The 16,299-nt window shown below is 35.3% G+C and carries 19 protein-coding genes, 2 pseudogenes and 2 riboswitches; of the genes and pseudogenes, 15 read left to right on the top strand and 6 right to left on the bottom strand.

Features of this window, described 5'->3' with window-relative positions; all coding sequences use genetic code 11:
- Nucleotides 1–53: 53 nt before the first annotated feature.
- Nucleotides 54–159: riboswitch (SAM riboswitch) on the bottom strand.
- 4 nt (nt 160–163) lie between these two features.
- Nucleotides 164–1,402, bottom strand: coding sequence for a pyridoxal phosphate-dependent aminotransferase (locus DJ93_RS05725; RefSeq protein WP_042979617.1), 1,239 nt, complete (start codon nt 1,400–1,402; stop codon nt 164–166).
- A gap of 14 nt (nt 1,403–1,416) precedes the next feature.
- Between DJ93_RS05725 and DJ93_RS05720 the strand changes: the two genes are divergently transcribed.
- The 4 genes from DJ93_RS05720 (at nt 1,417) to DJ93_RS05705 (ending at nt 5,055) form a co-directional block, all read left to right on the top strand.
- Nucleotides 1,417–2,280: a carbon-nitrogen family hydrolase gene (locus tag DJ93_RS05720; RefSeq protein WP_042979615.1), complete on the top strand. Its 864-nt coding sequence runs from the start codon at nt 1,417–1,419 to the stop codon at nt 2,278–2,280.
- 72 nt (nt 2,281–2,352) lie between these two features.
- A riboswitch (SAM riboswitch) is annotated at nt 2,353–2,493 on the top strand.
- A gap of 91 nt (nt 2,494–2,584) precedes the next feature.
- Nucleotides 2,585–3,766, top strand: a complete 1,182-nt coding sequence (gene mtnK / locus DJ93_RS05715; protein WP_042979614.1) for an S-methyl-5-thioribose kinase — start codon at nt 2,585–2,587, stop codon at nt 3,764–3,766.
- Nucleotides 3,763–4,818 (top strand): S-methyl-5-thioribose-1-phosphate isomerase, encoded by a 1,056-nt coding sequence (gene mtnA, locus DJ93_RS05710; protein WP_042979613.1) that lies wholly within the window; start codon nt 3,763–3,765, stop codon nt 4,816–4,818. The genes mtnK and mtnA overlap by 4 nt, the downstream gene beginning before the upstream one ends.
- Before the next feature lie 75 nt (nt 4,819–4,893).
- Nucleotides 4,894–5,055 (top strand): YvrJ family protein, encoded by a 162-nt coding sequence (locus DJ93_RS05705; protein WP_042979612.1) that lies wholly within the window; start codon nt 4,894–4,896, stop codon nt 5,053–5,055.
- A 37-nt stretch (nt 5,056–5,092) separates the two neighbouring features.
- Here the strand turns inward: DJ93_RS05705 and DJ93_RS05700 are convergent, their stop codons facing one another.
- Entirely contained in the window at nt 5,093–5,869 is a 777-nt protein-coding gene (locus DJ93_RS05700; protein WP_042979611.1) for a 3-hydroxybutyrate dehydrogenase, read from the bottom strand.
- Between the two features lie 105 nt (nt 5,870–5,974).
- On the opposite strand from DJ93_RS05700, the gene DJ93_RS05695 reads away from it, so the two are divergent.
- The 3 genes and pseudogenes from DJ93_RS05695 to DJ93_RS05685 all read left to right on the top strand — a co-directional run.
- A complete protein-coding gene (locus tag DJ93_RS05695) occupies nt 5,975–6,307 on the top strand; it encodes a PadR family transcriptional regulator (protein WP_042979610.1) in 333 nt (110 codons plus the stop codon).
- Nucleotides 6,307–7,065: a DUF1129 domain-containing protein gene (locus DJ93_RS05690; protein ID WP_042979609.1), complete on the top strand. Its 759-nt coding sequence runs from the start codon at nt 6,307–6,309 to the stop codon at nt 7,063–7,065. The genes DJ93_RS05695 and DJ93_RS05690 overlap by 1 nt, the downstream gene beginning before the upstream one ends.
- Before the next feature lie 82 nt (nt 7,066–7,147).
- Nucleotides 7,148–7,306 (top strand): annotated as a pseudogene (locus tag DJ93_RS05685) (DNA-binding protein); the annotation flags it as partial.
- Between the two features lie 15 nt (nt 7,307–7,321).
- Here DJ93_RS05685 and DJ93_RS05680 read toward each other — a convergent pair.
- A complete protein-coding gene (locus tag DJ93_RS05680; protein ID WP_042979607.1) occupies nt 7,322–7,939 on the bottom strand; it encodes an ImmA/IrrE family metallo-endopeptidase in 618 nt (205 codons plus the stop codon).
- 282 nt (nt 7,940–8,221) lie between these two features.
- Here DJ93_RS05680 and DJ93_RS05675 point away from each other — a divergent pair, with 282 nt between their 5' ends.
- The 3 genes from DJ93_RS05675 to DJ93_RS05665 all read left to right on the top strand — a co-directional run bounded on the left by DJ93_RS05675 (nt 8,222) and on the right by DJ93_RS05665 (nt 10,443).
- Nucleotides 8,222–8,515, top strand: a complete 294-nt coding sequence (locus tag DJ93_RS05675; RefSeq protein WP_042979606.1) for a DUF3928 family protein — start codon at nt 8,222–8,224, stop codon at nt 8,513–8,515.
- A 163-nt stretch (nt 8,516–8,678) separates the two neighbouring features.
- Entirely contained in the window at nt 8,679–9,128 is a 450-nt protein-coding gene (locus DJ93_RS05670; protein WP_042979605.1) for an NUDIX hydrolase, read from the top strand.
- A gap of 139 nt (nt 9,129–9,267) precedes the next feature.
- The gene (locus DJ93_RS05665) at nt 9,268–10,443 is read left to right on the top strand and encodes an acetyl-CoA C-acetyltransferase (protein ID WP_042979604.1); all 1,176 of its coding nucleotides are present in this window, start codon (nt 9,268–9,270) and stop codon (nt 10,441–10,443) included.
- Between the two features lie 29 nt (nt 10,444–10,472).
- On the opposite strand, the gene DJ93_RS05660 is transcribed toward DJ93_RS05665, so the two are convergent.
- Nucleotides 10,473–11,225: an AAA family ATPase gene (locus DJ93_RS05660; RefSeq protein ID WP_080743651.1), complete on the bottom strand. Its 753-nt coding sequence runs from the start codon at nt 11,223–11,225 to the stop codon at nt 10,473–10,475.
- 399 nt (nt 11,226–11,624) lie between these two features.
- Here DJ93_RS05660 and DJ93_RS05655 point away from each other — a divergent pair.
- Together DJ93_RS05655 and DJ93_RS05650 are read left to right on the top strand one after the other, a co-directional pair.
- A pseudogene (locus DJ93_RS05655) lies at nt 11,625–12,126 on the top strand (DUF4184 family protein).
- Between the two features lie 36 nt (nt 12,127–12,162).
- Nucleotides 12,163–12,921 carry a hypothetical protein gene (locus DJ93_RS05650; protein WP_042979602.1) on the top strand — a complete coding sequence of 253 codons (759 nt, stop codon included), beginning with the start codon at nt 12,163–12,165 and terminating at the stop codon, nt 12,919–12,921.
- A 74-nt stretch (nt 12,922–12,995) separates the two neighbouring features.
- On the opposite strand, the gene DJ93_RS05645 is transcribed toward DJ93_RS05650, so the two are convergent.
- Nucleotides 12,996–13,427 carry a DUF3997 domain-containing protein gene (locus DJ93_RS05645; RefSeq protein WP_042979600.1) on the bottom strand — a complete coding sequence of 144 codons (432 nt, stop codon included), beginning with the start codon at nt 13,425–13,427 and terminating at the stop codon, nt 12,996–12,998.
- A gap of 131 nt (nt 13,428–13,558) precedes the next feature.
- On the opposite strand from DJ93_RS05645, the gene DJ93_RS05640 reads away from it, so the two are divergent.
- The 3 genes from DJ93_RS05640 to DJ93_RS05630 all read left to right on the top strand — a co-directional run bounded on the left by DJ93_RS05640 (nt 13,559) and on the right by DJ93_RS05630 (nt 14,954).
- Nucleotides 13,559–14,014 carry an RDD family protein gene (locus tag DJ93_RS05640; protein WP_042979599.1) on the top strand — a complete coding sequence of 152 codons (456 nt, stop codon included), beginning with the start codon at nt 13,559–13,561 and terminating at the stop codon, nt 14,012–14,014.
- A gap of 267 nt (nt 14,015–14,281) precedes the next feature.
- Nucleotides 14,282–14,386, top strand: coding sequence for a hypothetical protein (locus DJ93_RS05635; protein WP_042979598.1), 105 nt, complete (start codon nt 14,282–14,284; stop codon nt 14,384–14,386).
- A 58-nt stretch (nt 14,387–14,444) separates the two neighbouring features.
- Nucleotides 14,445–14,954, top strand: a complete 510-nt coding sequence (locus DJ93_RS05630) for an SDR family NAD(P)-dependent oxidoreductase (RefSeq protein ID WP_042979597.1) — start codon at nt 14,445–14,447, stop codon at nt 14,952–14,954.
- Between the two features lie 70 nt (nt 14,955–15,024).
- On the opposite strand, the gene DJ93_RS05625 is transcribed toward DJ93_RS05630, so the two are convergent.
- Entirely contained in the window at nt 15,025–16,125 is a 1,101-nt protein-coding gene (locus tag DJ93_RS05625; RefSeq protein WP_042979596.1) for an ABC transporter ATP-binding protein, read from the bottom strand.
- Between the last annotated feature and the right edge of the window lie 174 nt (nt 16,126–16,299).

Below are 16,299 nucleotides of genomic sequence, written 5' to 3'. Positions count from 1 at the left end.
CCTAGTTAAATAAAAAAACCTCTCAGCTAAGGAGAGGTTTTTTTACAACCAGCTCCTTATCTGTCAGCATAATGCTGCGAGAATTAGCACCGTGTCTACAATTGTAGATCGGTTGCCGGGCTTCATCGGGCTCGTCCCTCCACCTGCTCTTGATAAGAAGTATTTAGAAATGTTTAAATTTTTTTGATATCTGAATTTTGTCAGATATTTTTTGTGTTGTCAATGACTTTTTGAAAATTTTTAATTTCTCGATTCGATAAATTGCTTCTTGTAACCGTTCCTCTGTATGTAATAGACCGATTCGAACATATCCTTCGCCATGTTCACCAAATCCAACGCCAGGGGCAACTGCAACATGTGCCTCTTCAAGTAGGATGTCAGCAAATTGCTCAGATGTAAAACCATCTGGTACAGGAAGCCACGCGAAGAATGATCCTTTTGGTATATCTACATTCCATCCGATTGAGTGACAAGCTTCAATAAGAGCATTTCTTCGAGATTCATAACGATTTACAAGTTCAACTACACAAGATTGTGAGCTTAGTAGGGCTTCACGAGCAGCATCTTGCACAGCACCAAAAATACTAACGTACATATGATCTTGTAATAAGTTAATTGTTTCAATAACACTTTCATTACCAACAGCAAAAGCGATACGCCATCCTGCCATATTAAAGGTTTTTGATAGTGTATAAATTTCGATTCCGACATTTTTAGCGCCACTCGCTTGCAAGAAACTAACGGGTTTTTTTTCATCGAAACCAATTGCACCATAAGCAAAATCGTGAACGACTAAAATATTATGTTTATTAGCGAAATGAATTGTTTCTTCAAAGAATTCTTTTGGTGCAACAGCGCCAGTTGGATTATTTGGATAGTTTAAAAACATTAATTTCGCTCGTTCCGCAATGGAATCATTTATTTTTGTATAATCCGGTAAAAAATTATTTTCTGCAACAAGTGGCATTGTTTCAAATTTTGCTTTTGCTAAAGCGACACCGGATAAATAATCTGGATAGCCTGGATCTGGAACAAGAATGGTATCACTAGGGTTTGTAAAACAAAGTGGTAATTCAACGAGTCCAGCTTTTCCGCCAAATAAAATAGCAACTTCAGTTTTTGGGTTTACTGTCACTTCGTATTCACGTGCATAGAACGTCGCAACGGCTTCTTTTAAGCTCTCATGTCCGCGAAATGGCGGATATTTATGATGAATGGCCTTTTCTGCCGCTTGTTGTAAGGCTTTTACGATATGCGGCGGTGTTGGTTGATCTGGATTGCCTTGACCTAGATTAATAACATCGTGACCAGCTGCAATAACTTTGTTAACTTTTGCAACAAGTGAAGCGAAAAATTGTGTAGGCAATGATGTTACCACCTTGGAAGGTTTGAAATTTTTCATACTTTTCACCTCTTTTGAAAGTTGTTACAATTCTAGTGACAAATGATATAATCTTTCCAGTATTTTGTAAAGGAAAAATTAAGAATGGGGCGGACAAAATGAAAATCACATGTATTCAAATGAATATTGCTTTTGGGAATGTGAAACAAAATATTGAAAATGCACGAAAAAAAATAGAAGAAGCAATGAAGGGGAAACCCGATGTTATCGTCTTACCTGAATTATGGACAACTGGTTATGATTTAACGAGACTTTCAGAAATTGCAGATCGGGATGGAATAGAAACGAAAGAAATGTTGAAAGAATGGTCACAGCAATATGGTGTAAATATTGTTGGTGGTTCGATAGCAAAGCAAACGAAGCAAGGTGTTACAAATACGATGTATGTTGTTAATCGAGAAGGGACGTTGTTAAATGAGTATAGTAAAGTACATTTATTCCAGCTTATGGATGAGCATAAGTATTTAATCGCCGGTGATGGAACGAGTGAATTTATGTTAGATAATGTAGAGTGCGCGGGAACAATTTGTTATGATATTCGTTTTCCAGAATGGATGCGCGTTCATACAGCTAAAGGTGCAAAAGTTTTATTTGTTGTGGCAGAGTGGCCGTTAGCTCGTTTAGCGCATTGGCGTTTACTTTTACAAGCGAGAGCAATTGAAAATCAATGTTATGTCGTTGCATGTAATAGAGTGGGGGAAGATCCAAATAATGTATTCGCTGGTCATTCTCTTATTGTGGATCCGTGGGGGGAAATTGTAGTAGAGGCAAATGAAGAAGAAGCGATTTTATATGCAGAGCTTAAGTTAGATAAAATTCAAGAAGTGCGTAAAGGAATTCCGGTGTTCGTCGATCGTCGTCCAGAATTATACAAATAAAATATTGACAAATGATTTTTATTCTTGTTATAGTCTTCATCATAAAGTTAAAAATTCAAAAAAATTATGCAACTCTTATCAAGAGCAGGTGGAGGGATTTGGCCCGATGAAGCCCAGCAACCGACCGTAATACCATTGTGAAATGGGGCGTTTATACGCCAAAAAGGCACGGTGCTAATTCCAGCAGAAAGTATACTTTCTGGCAGATGAGAGGGGAGAAGATACACTTCAAACCTCTTTCTTCGTGGAAAGAGGTTTTTCTTATGATGAAAAACCTCTGAAATAAAAAAAGGGGGAGAAGAATATGGGATATTATTCATTAACAGAAGAAACAGCAATTCAGTATGCGAAAGAACATGGCTATTTTGAAAAGGAAGCAAACGTAATCTGTCATGAAATAGGGGATGGTAATTTAAATTATGTATTCAAACTATCTGATGGAGAACGTGCGATTATTATAAAACAAGCACTTCCATATGCAAAAATAGTTGGCGAGAGCTGGCCACTTTCGTTAAAAAGAGCGACAATTGAAAGTAAGGCGTTGCAAATTTTCGCGAAGTATGTACCGGAATATGTTCCGGAAGTATACAATCATGATGAAGAGTTGGCAGTGACAGTAATAGAAGACTTGTCAAGGCTTACAATTACAAGAAAGGGATTAATAGAAGGAGAAGAATATCCGCTTTTATCACAACATATCGGCCGATTTTTAGCACATATTTTATTTTACACTTCAGATTTTGGATTATGTTCAGAAGAAAAAAGAGTGTTAGATGGCACACTTGTGAATCCGGATCTTTGTAAAATTACAGAAGATTTAGTGTTTACAGATCCGTTTGGACATTATGATACGAATGATTATGAGATAGAACTGCAATCAGTTGTTGATGAGCTTTGGAGTGATAAAACGTTAAAATTAAAAGTAGCGCAGTATAAGTATAAATTTTTAACAAGAAAAGAAGCATTAATTCATGGAGATTTACATACTGGTAGCATTTTTTCATCACCTTCTGAAACGAAAGTAATTGATCCAGAGTTTGCAACTTATGGTCCATTTGGATTTGATCTCGGTCAATTTATCGCAAATTTATTATTAAATGCATTATCGCGAGAAGAGGAAAAACGAAGTGTTTTATTTTTCCATATAGAAAAGACATGGAACTATTTTGTAGATACTTTTACGCAGTTATGGATCGGTGAAGGGGTAGAAACATATACGAAAGAAAAGCAGTGGTTACCAATTATTTTGCAAAATATTTTCAATGATGCAGTTGGATTTGCTGGATGTGAAATGATTCGTAGAACGATTGGACTAGCACATGTAGCTGATTTAGACGAAATAGTAGATAAAGAAAGAAGAACACAAGTCAAGAAACAAGCAGTTTACTTAGGTAGAGAACTATTAAAGCATGAAACGAAAGGTGCGGATATTCAGTTGTTCCGAACGCTATTTCAACATACTGTTTCAGGAGGAGTAAAAGCATGAGTACAATCGTTACTGTTCCGAGGTCCGTAAGTTGGAAAGGGGATACAATCGCAGTATTAAATCAAACGAAGTTACCACATGTTACTGAATATAAAACATTAACAAATATTGAAGACGTATGGAAAAGTATTGTTATGTTAGAAGTACGCGGAGCGCCTGCAATTGGAATTGTAGCTGCGTTCGGTTTAGCACTTGCAGCGAAAAAATATAATGTTACGAATATCGATGAGTTTCAAAAAAAGTTTAATAGAGATTGTAACTATTTAGGAACATCGCGCCCGACTGCCGTTAATTTATTTTGGGCGATAGATCGTATGAGAGAAGTTAGTAAAGATATTACTACGATTAAAGATGTACAAAAAATATTAGAAGAGGAAGCGCTTCGCATTCAGCAAGAAGATGAAGATGTATGCCGAAGTATAGGAGAGCATGCTTTAACATGCTTTAAAGATGGCGATACACTTTTAACGATTTGTAATGCAGGAAGTATTGCAACTGCGCGGTATGGAACGGCATTAGCTCCATTTTATATTGGAAAAGAGAAAGGGATACATTTACATGCTTATGCTTGTGAAACGAGACCTGTTTTACAAGGGGGACGCTTAACGACATGGGAGTTGAAACAAGCCGATATTGATGTAACGCTCATTACGGATAATACCGCAGCTCATGCAATTCGAACGAAAGAAATTAATGCAATTATTGTAGGTGCAGACCGAATTGTAGCAAATGGTGATACGGCAAATAAAATAGGAACATTGAATTTAGCTATATTAGCAAAGTATTTTCGTATTCCTTTTTACGTTGCTGCTCCTCGCTCTACATTTGATATTACAAAACAAACAGGTACTGAAATTGTAATTGAAGAAAGAGATGAAACGGAAGTTACGAAAATTTTTGGGAAACAAGTAGCGCCAATAGGTACGCCTGTATATAACCCTGCGTTTGATGTAACACCTAATGAATTAATTACAGGTATTATTACTGAGAAAGGTATTTTGCGTGGGGATTATAGACTAGTAATCGCTTCATTATTTAAAAAAACAAGCTAATATATAATAGCTTGTTTTTTTATGCCCAAGACTCTCCTCGTTTACTTATTTATATAATGAAGGGAGGAGAGCAGGATGGAAGAATGGATCTCGATGATTGGTAATGTTGGGTTTCCGATTGTTGTAACATTATATTTACTGCATCGTATTGAAAGTAAATTAGATGGAGTAATTGTTGCAATAGAAAAACTCCCGCAGCAATTACTAAAGTATGATGATCCTCGCGATAGAAATTAAAATAAAGTTTGCTCTTCGCGAGCAAACTTTATTTTTCTTATTGAGCAGTATAACCACCATCGATGACAACAGCTTGGCCAGTTATTCCTTTTGCTTTTTCGCTTGCTAAAAATAAAGCATAATCTGAGATTTCTTGTACTTGTAACAATCGTTTTTGTGGTACGAGTGGATAAATGACATCTTCTAAAACATTTTCAAGCGGTACATTTCGTGTAGTTGCTAAGTCTTGCAGTTGATTACGTACAAGAGGAGTATCAACATATCCAGGGCAAAGAGCATTTACAGTAATTCCATGAGTAGCCCCCTCTAAAGCGGCCACTTTTGTTAATCCAATTACCCCATGTTTTGCGCTATTGTAAGCAGATTTCCCCGCAAATCCGACAAGTCCGTTAATGGAAGCGATATTAATGATCCGTCCATACTTTTGTTTTTTCATGATAGGAAAAGCGTGTTTAATAGCGATAAATGGGGCAATTTGCATGATTTTAATAAGAAGTTCAAACTTATCAGTTGGAAATTCTTCAATTGGTGAAACGTGCTGCATTCCGGCATTGTTAACTAATACATCTAATGATCCGAAATGGGTAACCGTTTGAGAAATGGCAGCTGCAATTTCTTCTTCTGATGTAACATCGCATTTTAATCCGATTGCTTGAAATCCTTCTTCTCGTAGCTGTTCAGCAGCTTCTTTTGCACGATCTTCAAGTCGATCGCTAATAACAACTTTAGCTCCTTCTTTTGCAAAAGCGTTGCCCATCTCATAACCAATTCCACTTGCAGCACCTGTTAAAAAGACAACTCGATTTGTAACCATGATGACAAACACTCCTTCATATGAAAATTCTCTTATTGCTCTATTTAGAGGGAAGGTAATGAAAATCCTGCAAAGATTTGGAAAAATGTAATGAGGATTTGAATTATGTCGACAAGTCAAATGCTGAAAGGGATTTTAGAAGGATGCTTACTTGCTATTATTTCTGAAGGTGAAATATACGGTTATGAAATGAGTGAAAAGCTAGCAAAGTATGGTTTTACAATGGCGAGTGAGGGAAGTATTTATCCGTTGTTAATACGGATGCAAAAAGAGGGGCTAATATCAAGTGTAATGAAGGAATCTCCATCTGGTCCGAAACGGAAGTATTATACGTTAACAGAAAAGGGAGAAGATGAACTAGATGAATTTATGGATCGCTGGGAAGCGATGCAAAGTAGTGTAGAACGTCTACTTGAAGGGAAGGGAAGAAGAAAATAATGCTATCAAGTGAAGCGCGAAAGTTCTTATTGGATATGAGGTTATTTTTGACTGCAAAGGGTGTTAAAGAAAATGATGTTCAAAATTTTTTAGAAGATGCAAAACTCCATTTAATTGAAGGTGCGAAAAAGGGAAAGACGGTAAGCGATATATTTGGTGATTCACCAAAAGCGTATGCGGAAGAATTAGCGAACGAGATGGAGAAGGATAAAGGCGGGAGTATAAAGAGTATTTTAGGAATGATTATTGGAATCGGAGGATATTGGTTATTCACAAATATTTTATTTGAAAGTCCTAATCATGAATTTACATTAACGAATGTGCAGTTGATTGGGTACCCAATTGTTTTAATGATTACTATTGTAGGAATTATTTTTGCCTTTAAAATATCATCGTTTAAAAGTAAAGTAAAAGAATTTAGCATTATTTATGTAGCAGCTTTGCTGCCAATTTTATTACTAGTGTTATTAATGTTTATGAATAAATGGTATGGGACACCTGTGTTACAACTCTCTACTATGCAAAGTTATATATTAGCTGGAGTTGTCTTTTTAGTACTTTTGATCGGTGAAGCTTATATACTTGGCTGGATTGGAATATTGGCTATCATTGTACCGTTATTAATTATGTTTGTATTTAAAGAATTAGGAAAGCAGAACCCATATTTGGGAGTGTTAGAACCTTTACTTCTATATGGTAGTTTATATGGATTAATGAGATGGTCTATAAAAATGGAAGAGCGCAAAAGTGTAAATTAGGAGTTTTATCATTTCCCGACAGAAGACTCCCACCTTAAGGAATGTATAGGACATGGTCCGATGAGTAGGTGGGAGTTCAATGTTCGGTTTAATAGGAAAAGGGCTGTTTTGGATATATCAAAAATTATTTCCAAAGAAATATTATATTGGGATTTTTAGAGGGAGTACGCTTTCTTTTAGTTGTATATTTGTATTCCTTGCAGCCGGTATTTGGTTTGTTGATTGGAATATACTATTTTAAACAGTAACAATGCCGTTACTGTTCTTTTCTTTGTAATAAAGGACTTTGTAAAGAGAGATTTTTTTGTTCGCTTGTTAATAGTGAATCAATATGAACATTATCAGGACGAGGAACGATAGGATACATAAGATTTGTTGGAGAAGGGTGATGCTCAGAACCAGTCGGGGAGTGAGGATCTGCGTGGGTAAGCTTTCCATGAATACGTCTTGTAAATAAAATATGCCCAATTTCATGAGCGAGGGTATATATATTTTTCATTGGAGCAGCTGAATTTGTTAGAACGATATAGCCGGTGAGCTGGTTTTGTTTCGCTAAAGAATAAGCACAAGCAATAACTGCCCATTCTTTGAAATAGTCACTGCCGATGTAACAAATATAAAGATCGCAATCGGGGACTTGAGATGCACAAGTATAAAAAAAAGAGGATAATTTTGGCTGCGTTTGAATGGAGCTTTTATAACTAATCTCTGCATCATAAAAGCGGAATGATTCGTTTAATGTAATAACATCTTTAATTTGAAATGTAATGGGATGCCATATTGACTCCGCAACTGCTAAATCTTTTGCTATACGGTCATCTGAAATATCGGCTCCCGGAGTAACACAAATACATATATTGACGTATGGATCCATTAGAAACACCTCAAATGGAAAGCAATTTCTTTTTATACTATATGTGATAAAAGGATGATATGTATGGATAAAAGCCCTGTGCATCGTCATTTCTGTTAGTATTTATTCAGAAAAAAATCTATATATAAGTGCATTTAAAAAGACGAGGGGGAATTTGGTTAGTAGGGATATTTTTATAAATTTTTTCATAGGAATATATAGAATAAAAGTCAGAAAATATTCATAGTTCTATAAAGTAGTATCGGATTCTTTTTGGTATAGTAAAGGAAAGGGGGAGAATATATGTATACATTAAAAATCGTATCAGATCGAGAAGCTCTTTATCAATTTGCAAGTTACGTAAGAGTTGTTCAAGGGGTAGAGGATGTGCATGTAGAGGTGGGAGAACCTTTATACGAACATCCACTGATGAAATTTTATGTGCATGTCACAATTAAAGAAACATACGAAAAACAAAAAGCGTTACAAGAAATTGCTCGATTAGTAGAATTAGGGCGTTTTACATATGTTCATTATCGAAATGATGAGATTGAAGAGGCATTTGAAACCGTTAAATATGAGAGTTTTCGAAAATGAAGGTAAAAAAAGGGAGCGGATGCTCCCTTTTTTGTTGTTAAAGCTGTAATGCTTCTTTTAATAGGTTAGCCGAAGAATATTATTTTTTAGTTGTATTTTATATGAACAAAAGAGAGAGAATTTTGCTATGATAAGGATGGGTGAGGAAAGGAGAGTTTATATATTGGGGTATATTGAAGAGTTACGAAAAGTAGTTGGTACGAGGCCACTTATTCTTGTAGGATCAGCGGTTATTATATTAAATGATAAACAAGAAGTGTTGCTTCAATATCGTTCAGATACATACGATTGGGGTGTGCCTGGCGGAGCGATGGAGCTAGGAGAAACGACGGAAGAAACTGCTCGCAGAGAACTGTTTGAAGAGACAGGACTAAGGACGAAAATAATGCAATTTCTCGGTGTTCTTTCGGGAAAAGAAGTGTATTTCCGTTATCCAAATGGAGATGAAATCTTTAATGTAATTCATCTATATCAGGCGCATCATGTAAGTGGAGAAGTTAAGCTTGATCATGAAGGATTACAAATTCAATATTTCCCAGTAGATAAGTTACCAAGTTTGAATAAAACAACAGAGAAGATTTTACAAAAATTTTTATATGCATTAACAGAATAGAAGGTGTATTCCTTCTATTTTTATTATATTAAATATTTTGATTTTTTAGTATGTTAGTAGTATAATTATTTCAGATATACATCTTATGTAATTCCAACCAAAAACTTACTAGGGTACATGAGAGAGGGGCAAGTGTAAGATGCATAATGTTGTCATTACAGCTGCAGTTCGTTCACCAATTGGAACTTTTGGGGGAGCGCTAAAAAATGTAACGCCAGTAGAGTTAGCTGTTCCTGTACTTCAGGAAGCTGTAAAAAGAGGCGGAGTAGAACCACATGAAGTTGATGAAGTGATTTTAGGTCATTGTATTCAAAGAACTGATGAAGCAAATACGGCGAGAACAGCTGCATTAGCGGCAGGATTTCCTGACACAGTTACGGGTTATACAATTCAGCGCCAATGTTCTTCAGGTATGCAAGCGATTATGTCAGCTGCAATGCAAATTCAATTAGGTGTAAGTGATATTGTTGTTGCAGGTGGAGTAGAAGCAATGAGTTCGAGCCCTTATGCATTAAAACAACACCGCTGGGGACAACGCCTACAACATGGAGAAATTCGTGATACAGTGTGGGAAATTTTAGAAGATCCATTGCATCATATTATGATGGGTGAAACAGCGGAAAACCTAGTTGAGCAATATGAAATTACAAGAGAGGAACAAGATGAGGTTGCACTTCGTAGCCATACATTAGCGCTTCAAGCAATTGAATCAGGATACTTTGATGATCAAATTGTTCCTATTACGATAAAAGAACGTAGAAAAGAAGTAGTATTTACAAAGGATGAACATCCGCGTGCAGATATTACAGCAGATAAATTAGCGGGGCTAAAACCAGCATTCCGTAAAGATGGATCAGTAACTGCAGGGAATGCATCTGGTCTGAATGATGGAAGTGCAGTTTTAGTATTAATGAGTGAAGAAAAGGCTAAAGAAAAAGGTTTACAGCCGTTAGCTAAAATTGTCGGTTATTCAGTGGCTGGAGTAGACCCGAAAATTATGGGAATTGGACCAGCACCAGCAATTCGAAAAGGATTAGAAAAAGTAAATTGGTCATTAGAAGATGCTGATTTACTTGAAATTAATGAAGCTTTCGCTGCGCAATATTTAGCTGTAGAGAAAGAACTTGGTTTAGACCGCGAAAAAGTGAATGTTAACGGTAGTGGCGTCGGACTTGGACATCCAATTGGTTGTACAGGAGCACGTATTACAGTAAGCTTAATTCACGAACTAAAAAGACGTGGCTTAGAAAAAGGAATTGCTTCTCTATGCGTCGGTGGCGGTATTGGGGTAGCATTATTTATAGAAGCACTATAAAAAAGAAGCAGCGATCGCTGCTTCTTTTTTTAAGAATCAAATAAATGATGAAATAATCGATCGCGGTTTTCAAAAAAGAGTTTCGTTGTTTGATAATGTTCAGTATCTTCTAAAGTAGATTCGTGAATCCCATCTTGTGTTAAAGAATATATAGTAGATTCTGGATAAGCCATTAAGATGGGAGAATGTGTTGCGATAAGAAATTGTGAGCCTTGCTCAGCGAGTTCGTGCATTCGAATGAGCATCGAAAGTTGTCTCATCGGTGATAAAGCTGCTTCGGGCTCGTCTAAAATGTATAAACCTTCTCCAGAAAAGCGGTTCATAAATAATGAAAAGAACGATTCACCGTGAGATTGTTCGTGTAGTGAGATCCCACCATATGAATTAATAATTTTATTCCCACTCCCCTCTTTATCGGCATCTATTTCATCGATATAAGAAGCAACGTTATAAAATGATTCGGCACGTAGAAAGAATCCTTCTTTTGGTGTATTGAAACTTTTTGAAACTCGAATGTATTCATGTAAAGATGAATGTGAATCGTGCGTAGTAAAACGGAAGTTTTTTGTGCCACCTTCTGCATTAAACCCTAAAGCAACCGCAATTCCTTCTAGTAATGTTGATTTTCCTGTTCCGTTCTCTCCAATAATAAATGTTACATTAGGATGTAAAACGAGTGATTGTAATGTTCGGATGGCAGGTAAACAGTATGGGTATGCGGAGAAACTAGGGATTTTTTCTGTTTGTAAGGAGACACTTTTTAAAAATGCTGTATGTTCAATCAATATAAATACCTCAATTCATTGACGATTTTGTTTCTAATATAGTAGCAAACTTGCTACTAGTATCGTATATCAAAGGGCTCCAAACCAAAGACCCTCCAGTCAAGAGTAGTTCTATTTAATAGGAAAATGAATATGGAAAAAACCAGGATATACTTTATTGCTTTGAAATGTTTCCAGTGGGAAAATCCTGCATAGGTAACTATGAACAGTATAATAACAATAAGAAAAAATACAAGTGCTAATGGCATATGAACTCCTCCTTATTTTCTAAATATTGTATGTGGATTATATTATTTAAGGTATACATATTCCAATGTGAAAATAAATATTGCATATGAATTATGTGTATCGTTATGATAGATTATGTTCTATTGGAAAGACAGGAAGGAGTTAAAAATGCCATTTACATTTGCGCATCCAGCAGCCGTGATCCCTTTTTGTAAAAAACAATCTCCGTATATTTCAGTAACTGCTCTTGTATTAGGTAGTATGGCACCGGATTTTGAATATTTTTTACACTTTAGGCCATACGGTAGTATTGGATATACGAGGTTAGGATTCTTTTATTTTAATTTACCACTCGTTTTTGCAGCAAAAGATATACTCGATTCCAATGTATAAATATATGCAACATGGAAGTACGTACTTTGGTATACTCTTGCTTACATATATAGTATGGAAATATAGGGACAAAACGAATTTTGATCAAACTTTACATGTAGAAAAAAGAAAGTATTGGACTCTAGTTATCGTAGCGGCGGCATTAGTATTTATTGTACATGCGTTATTAGATCCTTATTTTCATATTTTCCAGATAGGGAGTATAATAGTATCTGTGCTTACAAGTTCTTTTTGTGAGCTTCTCATTGTTTCTATAGTATATAAAACGAGAGAATAAATTATATTAATGAATGAATGTGTTAGGAGAAATTAAATGATGAAAGCATGGAAAAGTATTTGTATTTTATGTAGTTTTCTTATTATGTTAAGCGGTTGTTTTCATAAAGAAGAGAAGAAAGCAGAACCGAAGAAGAAAGAGTCTATTCCAGAGACCAATGAATATGGTGGTCGCGATTTGAAAAAAGTAGGGCAGCGTGCTAAAGAAAAAGGGTGGGGCACTTTTAAGTTAGAGCAAATCAATCATGTGAATCAAACATTTGAAGTCGCTCCAATGAGAATTCATGTACAAGATGTAAAAGTCATTTCATTATCTGACATGACTAAAGAGGCAAAAGATACATTGAAAGTGTATACAGCGCTAACGCCAGAAGAAGTACAGCGCAGATTAGGTGATAAAGTGAGCCGTGAAGATGCAGAATTATATGCTTCATTAAGCGGAACAGAAATTAATGATAAGATACGATACGTTGAAATTACATATAAAGTAGAAAATAGTGGAGACAAAAATATGCAGTTCTTCTCTATGAATGATGTTACGATTAATGAAAAACAGCAATTTAATGTAACGAAGCAAAATTTCTTATACGAAGAGGATACACTTGTTGGTACGAAAGGTGGATCAAGAGAGGAATATAAACCAGGCGAAACAAGAGAAGGAATTATTGGATTAATACTGGATGACGGAAAAGAAGCTATAAAGAACATAACGTTTACAACCGATGATCTTGCAGCAGGTGATACACATGAAATAGTTAAAGAGCCACAAACATTTAACATCTCACTTTCTAAGTGAGATGTTTTTGTTATAGGGTAGGGCGGTAGTTTGATTAGACAACGTTCTATGAAAAAAAACAGTCAACATGTAGTTTATGCTGACTGTTTTTTGAGTTCTTTCACGTACGATTCTACAGTTTGGAAGCTGGTCTTAATTTTAAAAGCATCCTTTTGTTCAGTGAATTGTTTTTCGTTATAAGGACCAAATCGTTTATTATGTTTTACGTCGATAATCCAATAATGCTCATTTTTTTTATTTGTTATAGCTGCTTCAGGATTATTTGGATCTGATTTCTCCTCAACTTGTTTTGCGATAATGTATTTATCATCCCAGCCTATCTCTGTAACTTTTGCAGGAATGTATTGTGTAGCATATACAGCATCATGCGTTGGGAAAAGTTCAAATGCATTTCCGGAAGTGTTTATGAGTTCATATTCATCATTGATAGTGTATGCTAAGTGGTTTGTACTACCTGTACAACCTGTTAATAGTATGGTGGCAAATAGGATTATCCATCGTTTCAATATGGGAACCTCCTTTACAATGCTGTTGTAACACATTGTACAAGAAAAGGAGGAGAAACGCCAGTTTACAATACTTTTTAGAAATGGTACGATGAAACGGATAAAGAAGGATACGAAGGAGTCGACATAAAATGAAGTTAAAGATGCATCGTCCAGCGGTTGTAATGAATCGTATTGGTGCTTCCATTATTGACATGTTTTTAATCTCGGTTATGTACGGTGCAGTAGTGGCTATTATCACAGGAAATTATAGTGCTATTTTCAATCGCTTTAATATAAGTTTAGGTGACTATCGATATGATTTGACACTTGTATTCGTATTGATGGCTATATATTTTGTTTTTGTACCATTTATATGGAACGGTTGTACACTTGGTAAAAAGATAACAAGAACAAAGCTTATATCGTTAACAAGTGAAAAATTAACGATGCAAACATTAATAATGCGATTTTTTGCATTGTTATTACCGAACATATTGTTACTTGGAATTCCTTTAATATGCAATGTGTATATGATGTTATTCCGTAAAGATAATTGTGGCTTCCATGATTTAATCACAAAGACGAAAGTGATGAGCATTGTGTAAGTACAATCTTTCTTTCGTTGTATATTTTAATAAATCTACAAAAATAAGGTTTTTCATATGTGCTCTCATATGAAAAACCTTATTTTTGTAAGATACGATAAATTCAGTGTTTATAATGGAATATGTAGTAGCCCTTATAATGATGAAGAAAGTTTGAAGAAGCAATATAATATTAGTATCTCATTTTTTATGATTAATAGATTGAAAATTAAGAAAATGATACAATGAATAAAAATAATATTGTTGTATAACAAGGGGGAATTTGAAATGACAGGAGGAAGCTTAATCTTTTGGGGAATTCTTATTTTTATTGGTTTAGCCTTTGATCAATATAATAGTAAGAAAAAAGAAGAAACAAAAAGTAAGCGTTAACAATTAATGATGTTAAATTTTCCTGCTTGCAGACTTATCTGAGAAAGGAGTATACTGAATGACGGTAAGACTTACAGAAGGGGTAATGAAAATGAAGCTTGCAGGAAAAGTTGCCGTTGTAACTGGCGGTGGCGTCGGTATTGGACGTAGTACAGCTCTTTTGTTGGCAGAACAAGGTGCAAAAGTAATTGTAACAGACATCGATCAAGACGGTGGACAAGCAACAGTAGAGGAAATTATGAATTTAGGCGGAGAAGCACTCTTTGTATCCTATGATATGGAGAAACAAGGAGATTGGCAACGCGTTGTCAGTTTTGCTATGGAAGCATATAGTCATATTGATATGCTCTTTCACAATGCTGGTTTATATAAAATAGATTCTATTTTCTCCCGCCAACAAGGGAACGATTCCAATGTATTTTGTATGAATGACGTTTGGATAGAGATAAAACAATTAACGTCATCTTTTATGAAACAGCAAGAAGAAGTGGTGCCCAGTGATTTGCCCATTTTTGGAATTATCAACACGAAAGAACAATCATTTCATACAGTAGAAGCCTTAGCATAATAGTGAAAAACCGCCCTCAATACATGTGTGGACGGTTTTTTTGTGTGTTATATAGTAGCGATGTAATATGTTAGCGAATACGGATTTCAGTTTGACTATCAAAGAAATGTGCTTTATTCATATCAAATGCAAGTTTAATTTGATCTCCATGTGCAAAAGTATGTCTTGCATCAACTCGTGCTGCGAAATCTTGATTTCCTAGTTTCATATATAAAATCGATTCTGCACCTAATAATTCTGCAACTTCAATTTTTGTTGTAAATGTAGTAGATTTTGAGGCTTCTAAAAATAAAAGTTCATCATGGATATCTTCAGGGCGTATTCCTAAAACAATTTCTTTATTTACATAGCCTTGTTCACGTAGTAGTTTCATTTTTCCTTCAGATACTTTAATCTTTAGTGCATTGTCTATAACGAACTCGGCTTCAGTTAATGTACCATGGAAGAAATTCATTGCTGGTGAGCCGATAAATCCACCAACGAAAATATTTTCAGGTGTTTCATATACTTCTTTTGGAGCTCCAATTTGTTGGATTTTTCCGTCTTTCATAACGACAAGGCGGGAAGCCATCGTCATTGCCTCTGTTTGATCATGTGTAACATAGATTGTAGTCGTTCCAAGGCGCTGATGTAATTTAGAAATTTCTGAGCGCATCGCTACACGTAATTTTGCATCTAAATTTGATAAAGGTTCATCCATTAAGAAAACTTTTGCGTCACGGACAATTGCACGACCTAATGCGACACGTTGTCGCTGTCCGCCTGATAATGCTTTCGGTTTTCGATTTAAATATTCTCCCAGCCCTAAAATTTGAGCTGCATCTTTCACACGACGATCGATTTCATCTTTCGGTATTTTACGAAGCTTTAATCCGAATGCCATATTATCGTAAACGCTCATATGTGGGTATAGGGCATAGTTTTGAAAGACCATTGCAATATCTCGATCTTTTGGAGGAACATCATTCATTAACTTACCATCAATTGAAAATTCTCCTTTTGAAATATCTTCAAGGCCAGCTACCATTCGTAATGTTGTAGATTTTCCGCACCCAGATGGACCGACGAACACGATAAACTCTTTATCTTGAATATGTAAATTAAAATCGGTTACTGCTGTTACGTTATTATCATATATTTTATAAATGTTTTCTAACTTTAGTTCTGCCATGATATTTCCCCCTATACATTTATGCAAACGTTTTCTTTGGGTTTATTATAAACGAATAGATTCAAAAAATAAATAAAAATGCTAGAAAAAATAAAACGTTTTCATATTTTTGTGAATATATAGTGTAAGTTAAAACGTTTTTTCATAAAAAGAAAATAAATATTGTAAGCGCTA

It is taken from the genome of Bacillus clarus (genome assembly GCF_000746925.1).
Taxonomy (GTDB): domain Bacteria; phylum Bacillota; class Bacilli; order Bacillales; family Bacillaceae_G; genus Bacillus_A; species Bacillus_A clarus.
Note: the sequence above shows the minus strand (reverse complement) of the source record. Positions and strands in the feature narration are given on the sequence as shown.

Bases quoted from the DNA above. Each gene is read 5' to 3' on its own strand.
- DJ93_RS05725 (WP_042979617.1), bottom strand. From the start codon at position 1,402: ATGAAAAATTTCAAACCTTCCAAGGTGGTAACATCATTGCCTACACAA.
- mtnK (WP_042979614.1), top strand. From the start codon at position 2,585: ATGGGATATTATTCATTAACAGAAGAAACAGCAATTCAGTATGCGAAA.
- mtnA (WP_042979613.1), top strand. From the start codon at position 3,763: ATGAGTACAATCGTTACTGTTCCGAGGTCCGTAAGTTGGAAAGGGGAT.
- DJ93_RS05705 (WP_042979612.1), top strand. From the start codon at position 4,894: ATGGAAGAATGGATCTCGATGATTGGTAATGTTGGGTTTCCGATTGTT.
- DJ93_RS05700 (WP_042979611.1), bottom strand. From the start codon at position 5,869: ATGGTTACAAATCGAGTTGTCTTTTTAACAGGTGCTGCAAGTGGAATT.
- DJ93_RS05695 (WP_042979610.1), top strand. From the start codon at position 5,975: ATGTCGACAAGTCAAATGCTGAAAGGGATTTTAGAAGGATGCTTACTT.
- DJ93_RS05690 (WP_042979609.1), top strand. From the start codon at position 6,307: ATGCTATCAAGTGAAGCGCGAAAGTTCTTATTGGATATGAGGTTATTT.
- DJ93_RS05680 (WP_042979607.1), bottom strand. From the start codon at position 7,939: ATGGATCCATACGTCAATATATGTATTTGTGTTACTCCGGGAGCCGAT.
- DJ93_RS05675 (WP_042979606.1), top strand. From the start codon at position 8,222: ATGTATACATTAAAAATCGTATCAGATCGAGAAGCTCTTTATCAATTT.
- DJ93_RS05665 (WP_042979604.1), top strand. From the start codon at position 9,268: ATGCATAATGTTGTCATTACAGCTGCAGTTCGTTCACCAATTGGAACT.
- DJ93_RS05650 (WP_042979602.1), top strand. From the start codon at position 12,163: ATGATGAAAGCATGGAAAAGTATTTGTATTTTATGTAGTTTTCTTATT.
- DJ93_RS05640 (WP_042979599.1), top strand. From the start codon at position 13,559: ATGAAGTTAAAGATGCATCGTCCAGCGGTTGTAATGAATCGTATTGGT.
- DJ93_RS05635 (WP_042979598.1), top strand. From the start codon at position 14,282: ATGACAGGAGGAAGCTTAATCTTTTGGGGAATTCTTATTTTTATTGGT.
- DJ93_RS05630 (WP_042979597.1), top strand. From the start codon at position 14,445: ATGACGGTAAGACTTACAGAAGGGGTAATGAAAATGAAGCTTGCAGGA.
- DJ93_RS05625 (WP_042979596.1), bottom strand. From the start codon at position 16,125: ATGGCAGAACTAAAGTTAGAAAACATTTATAAAATATATGATAATAAC.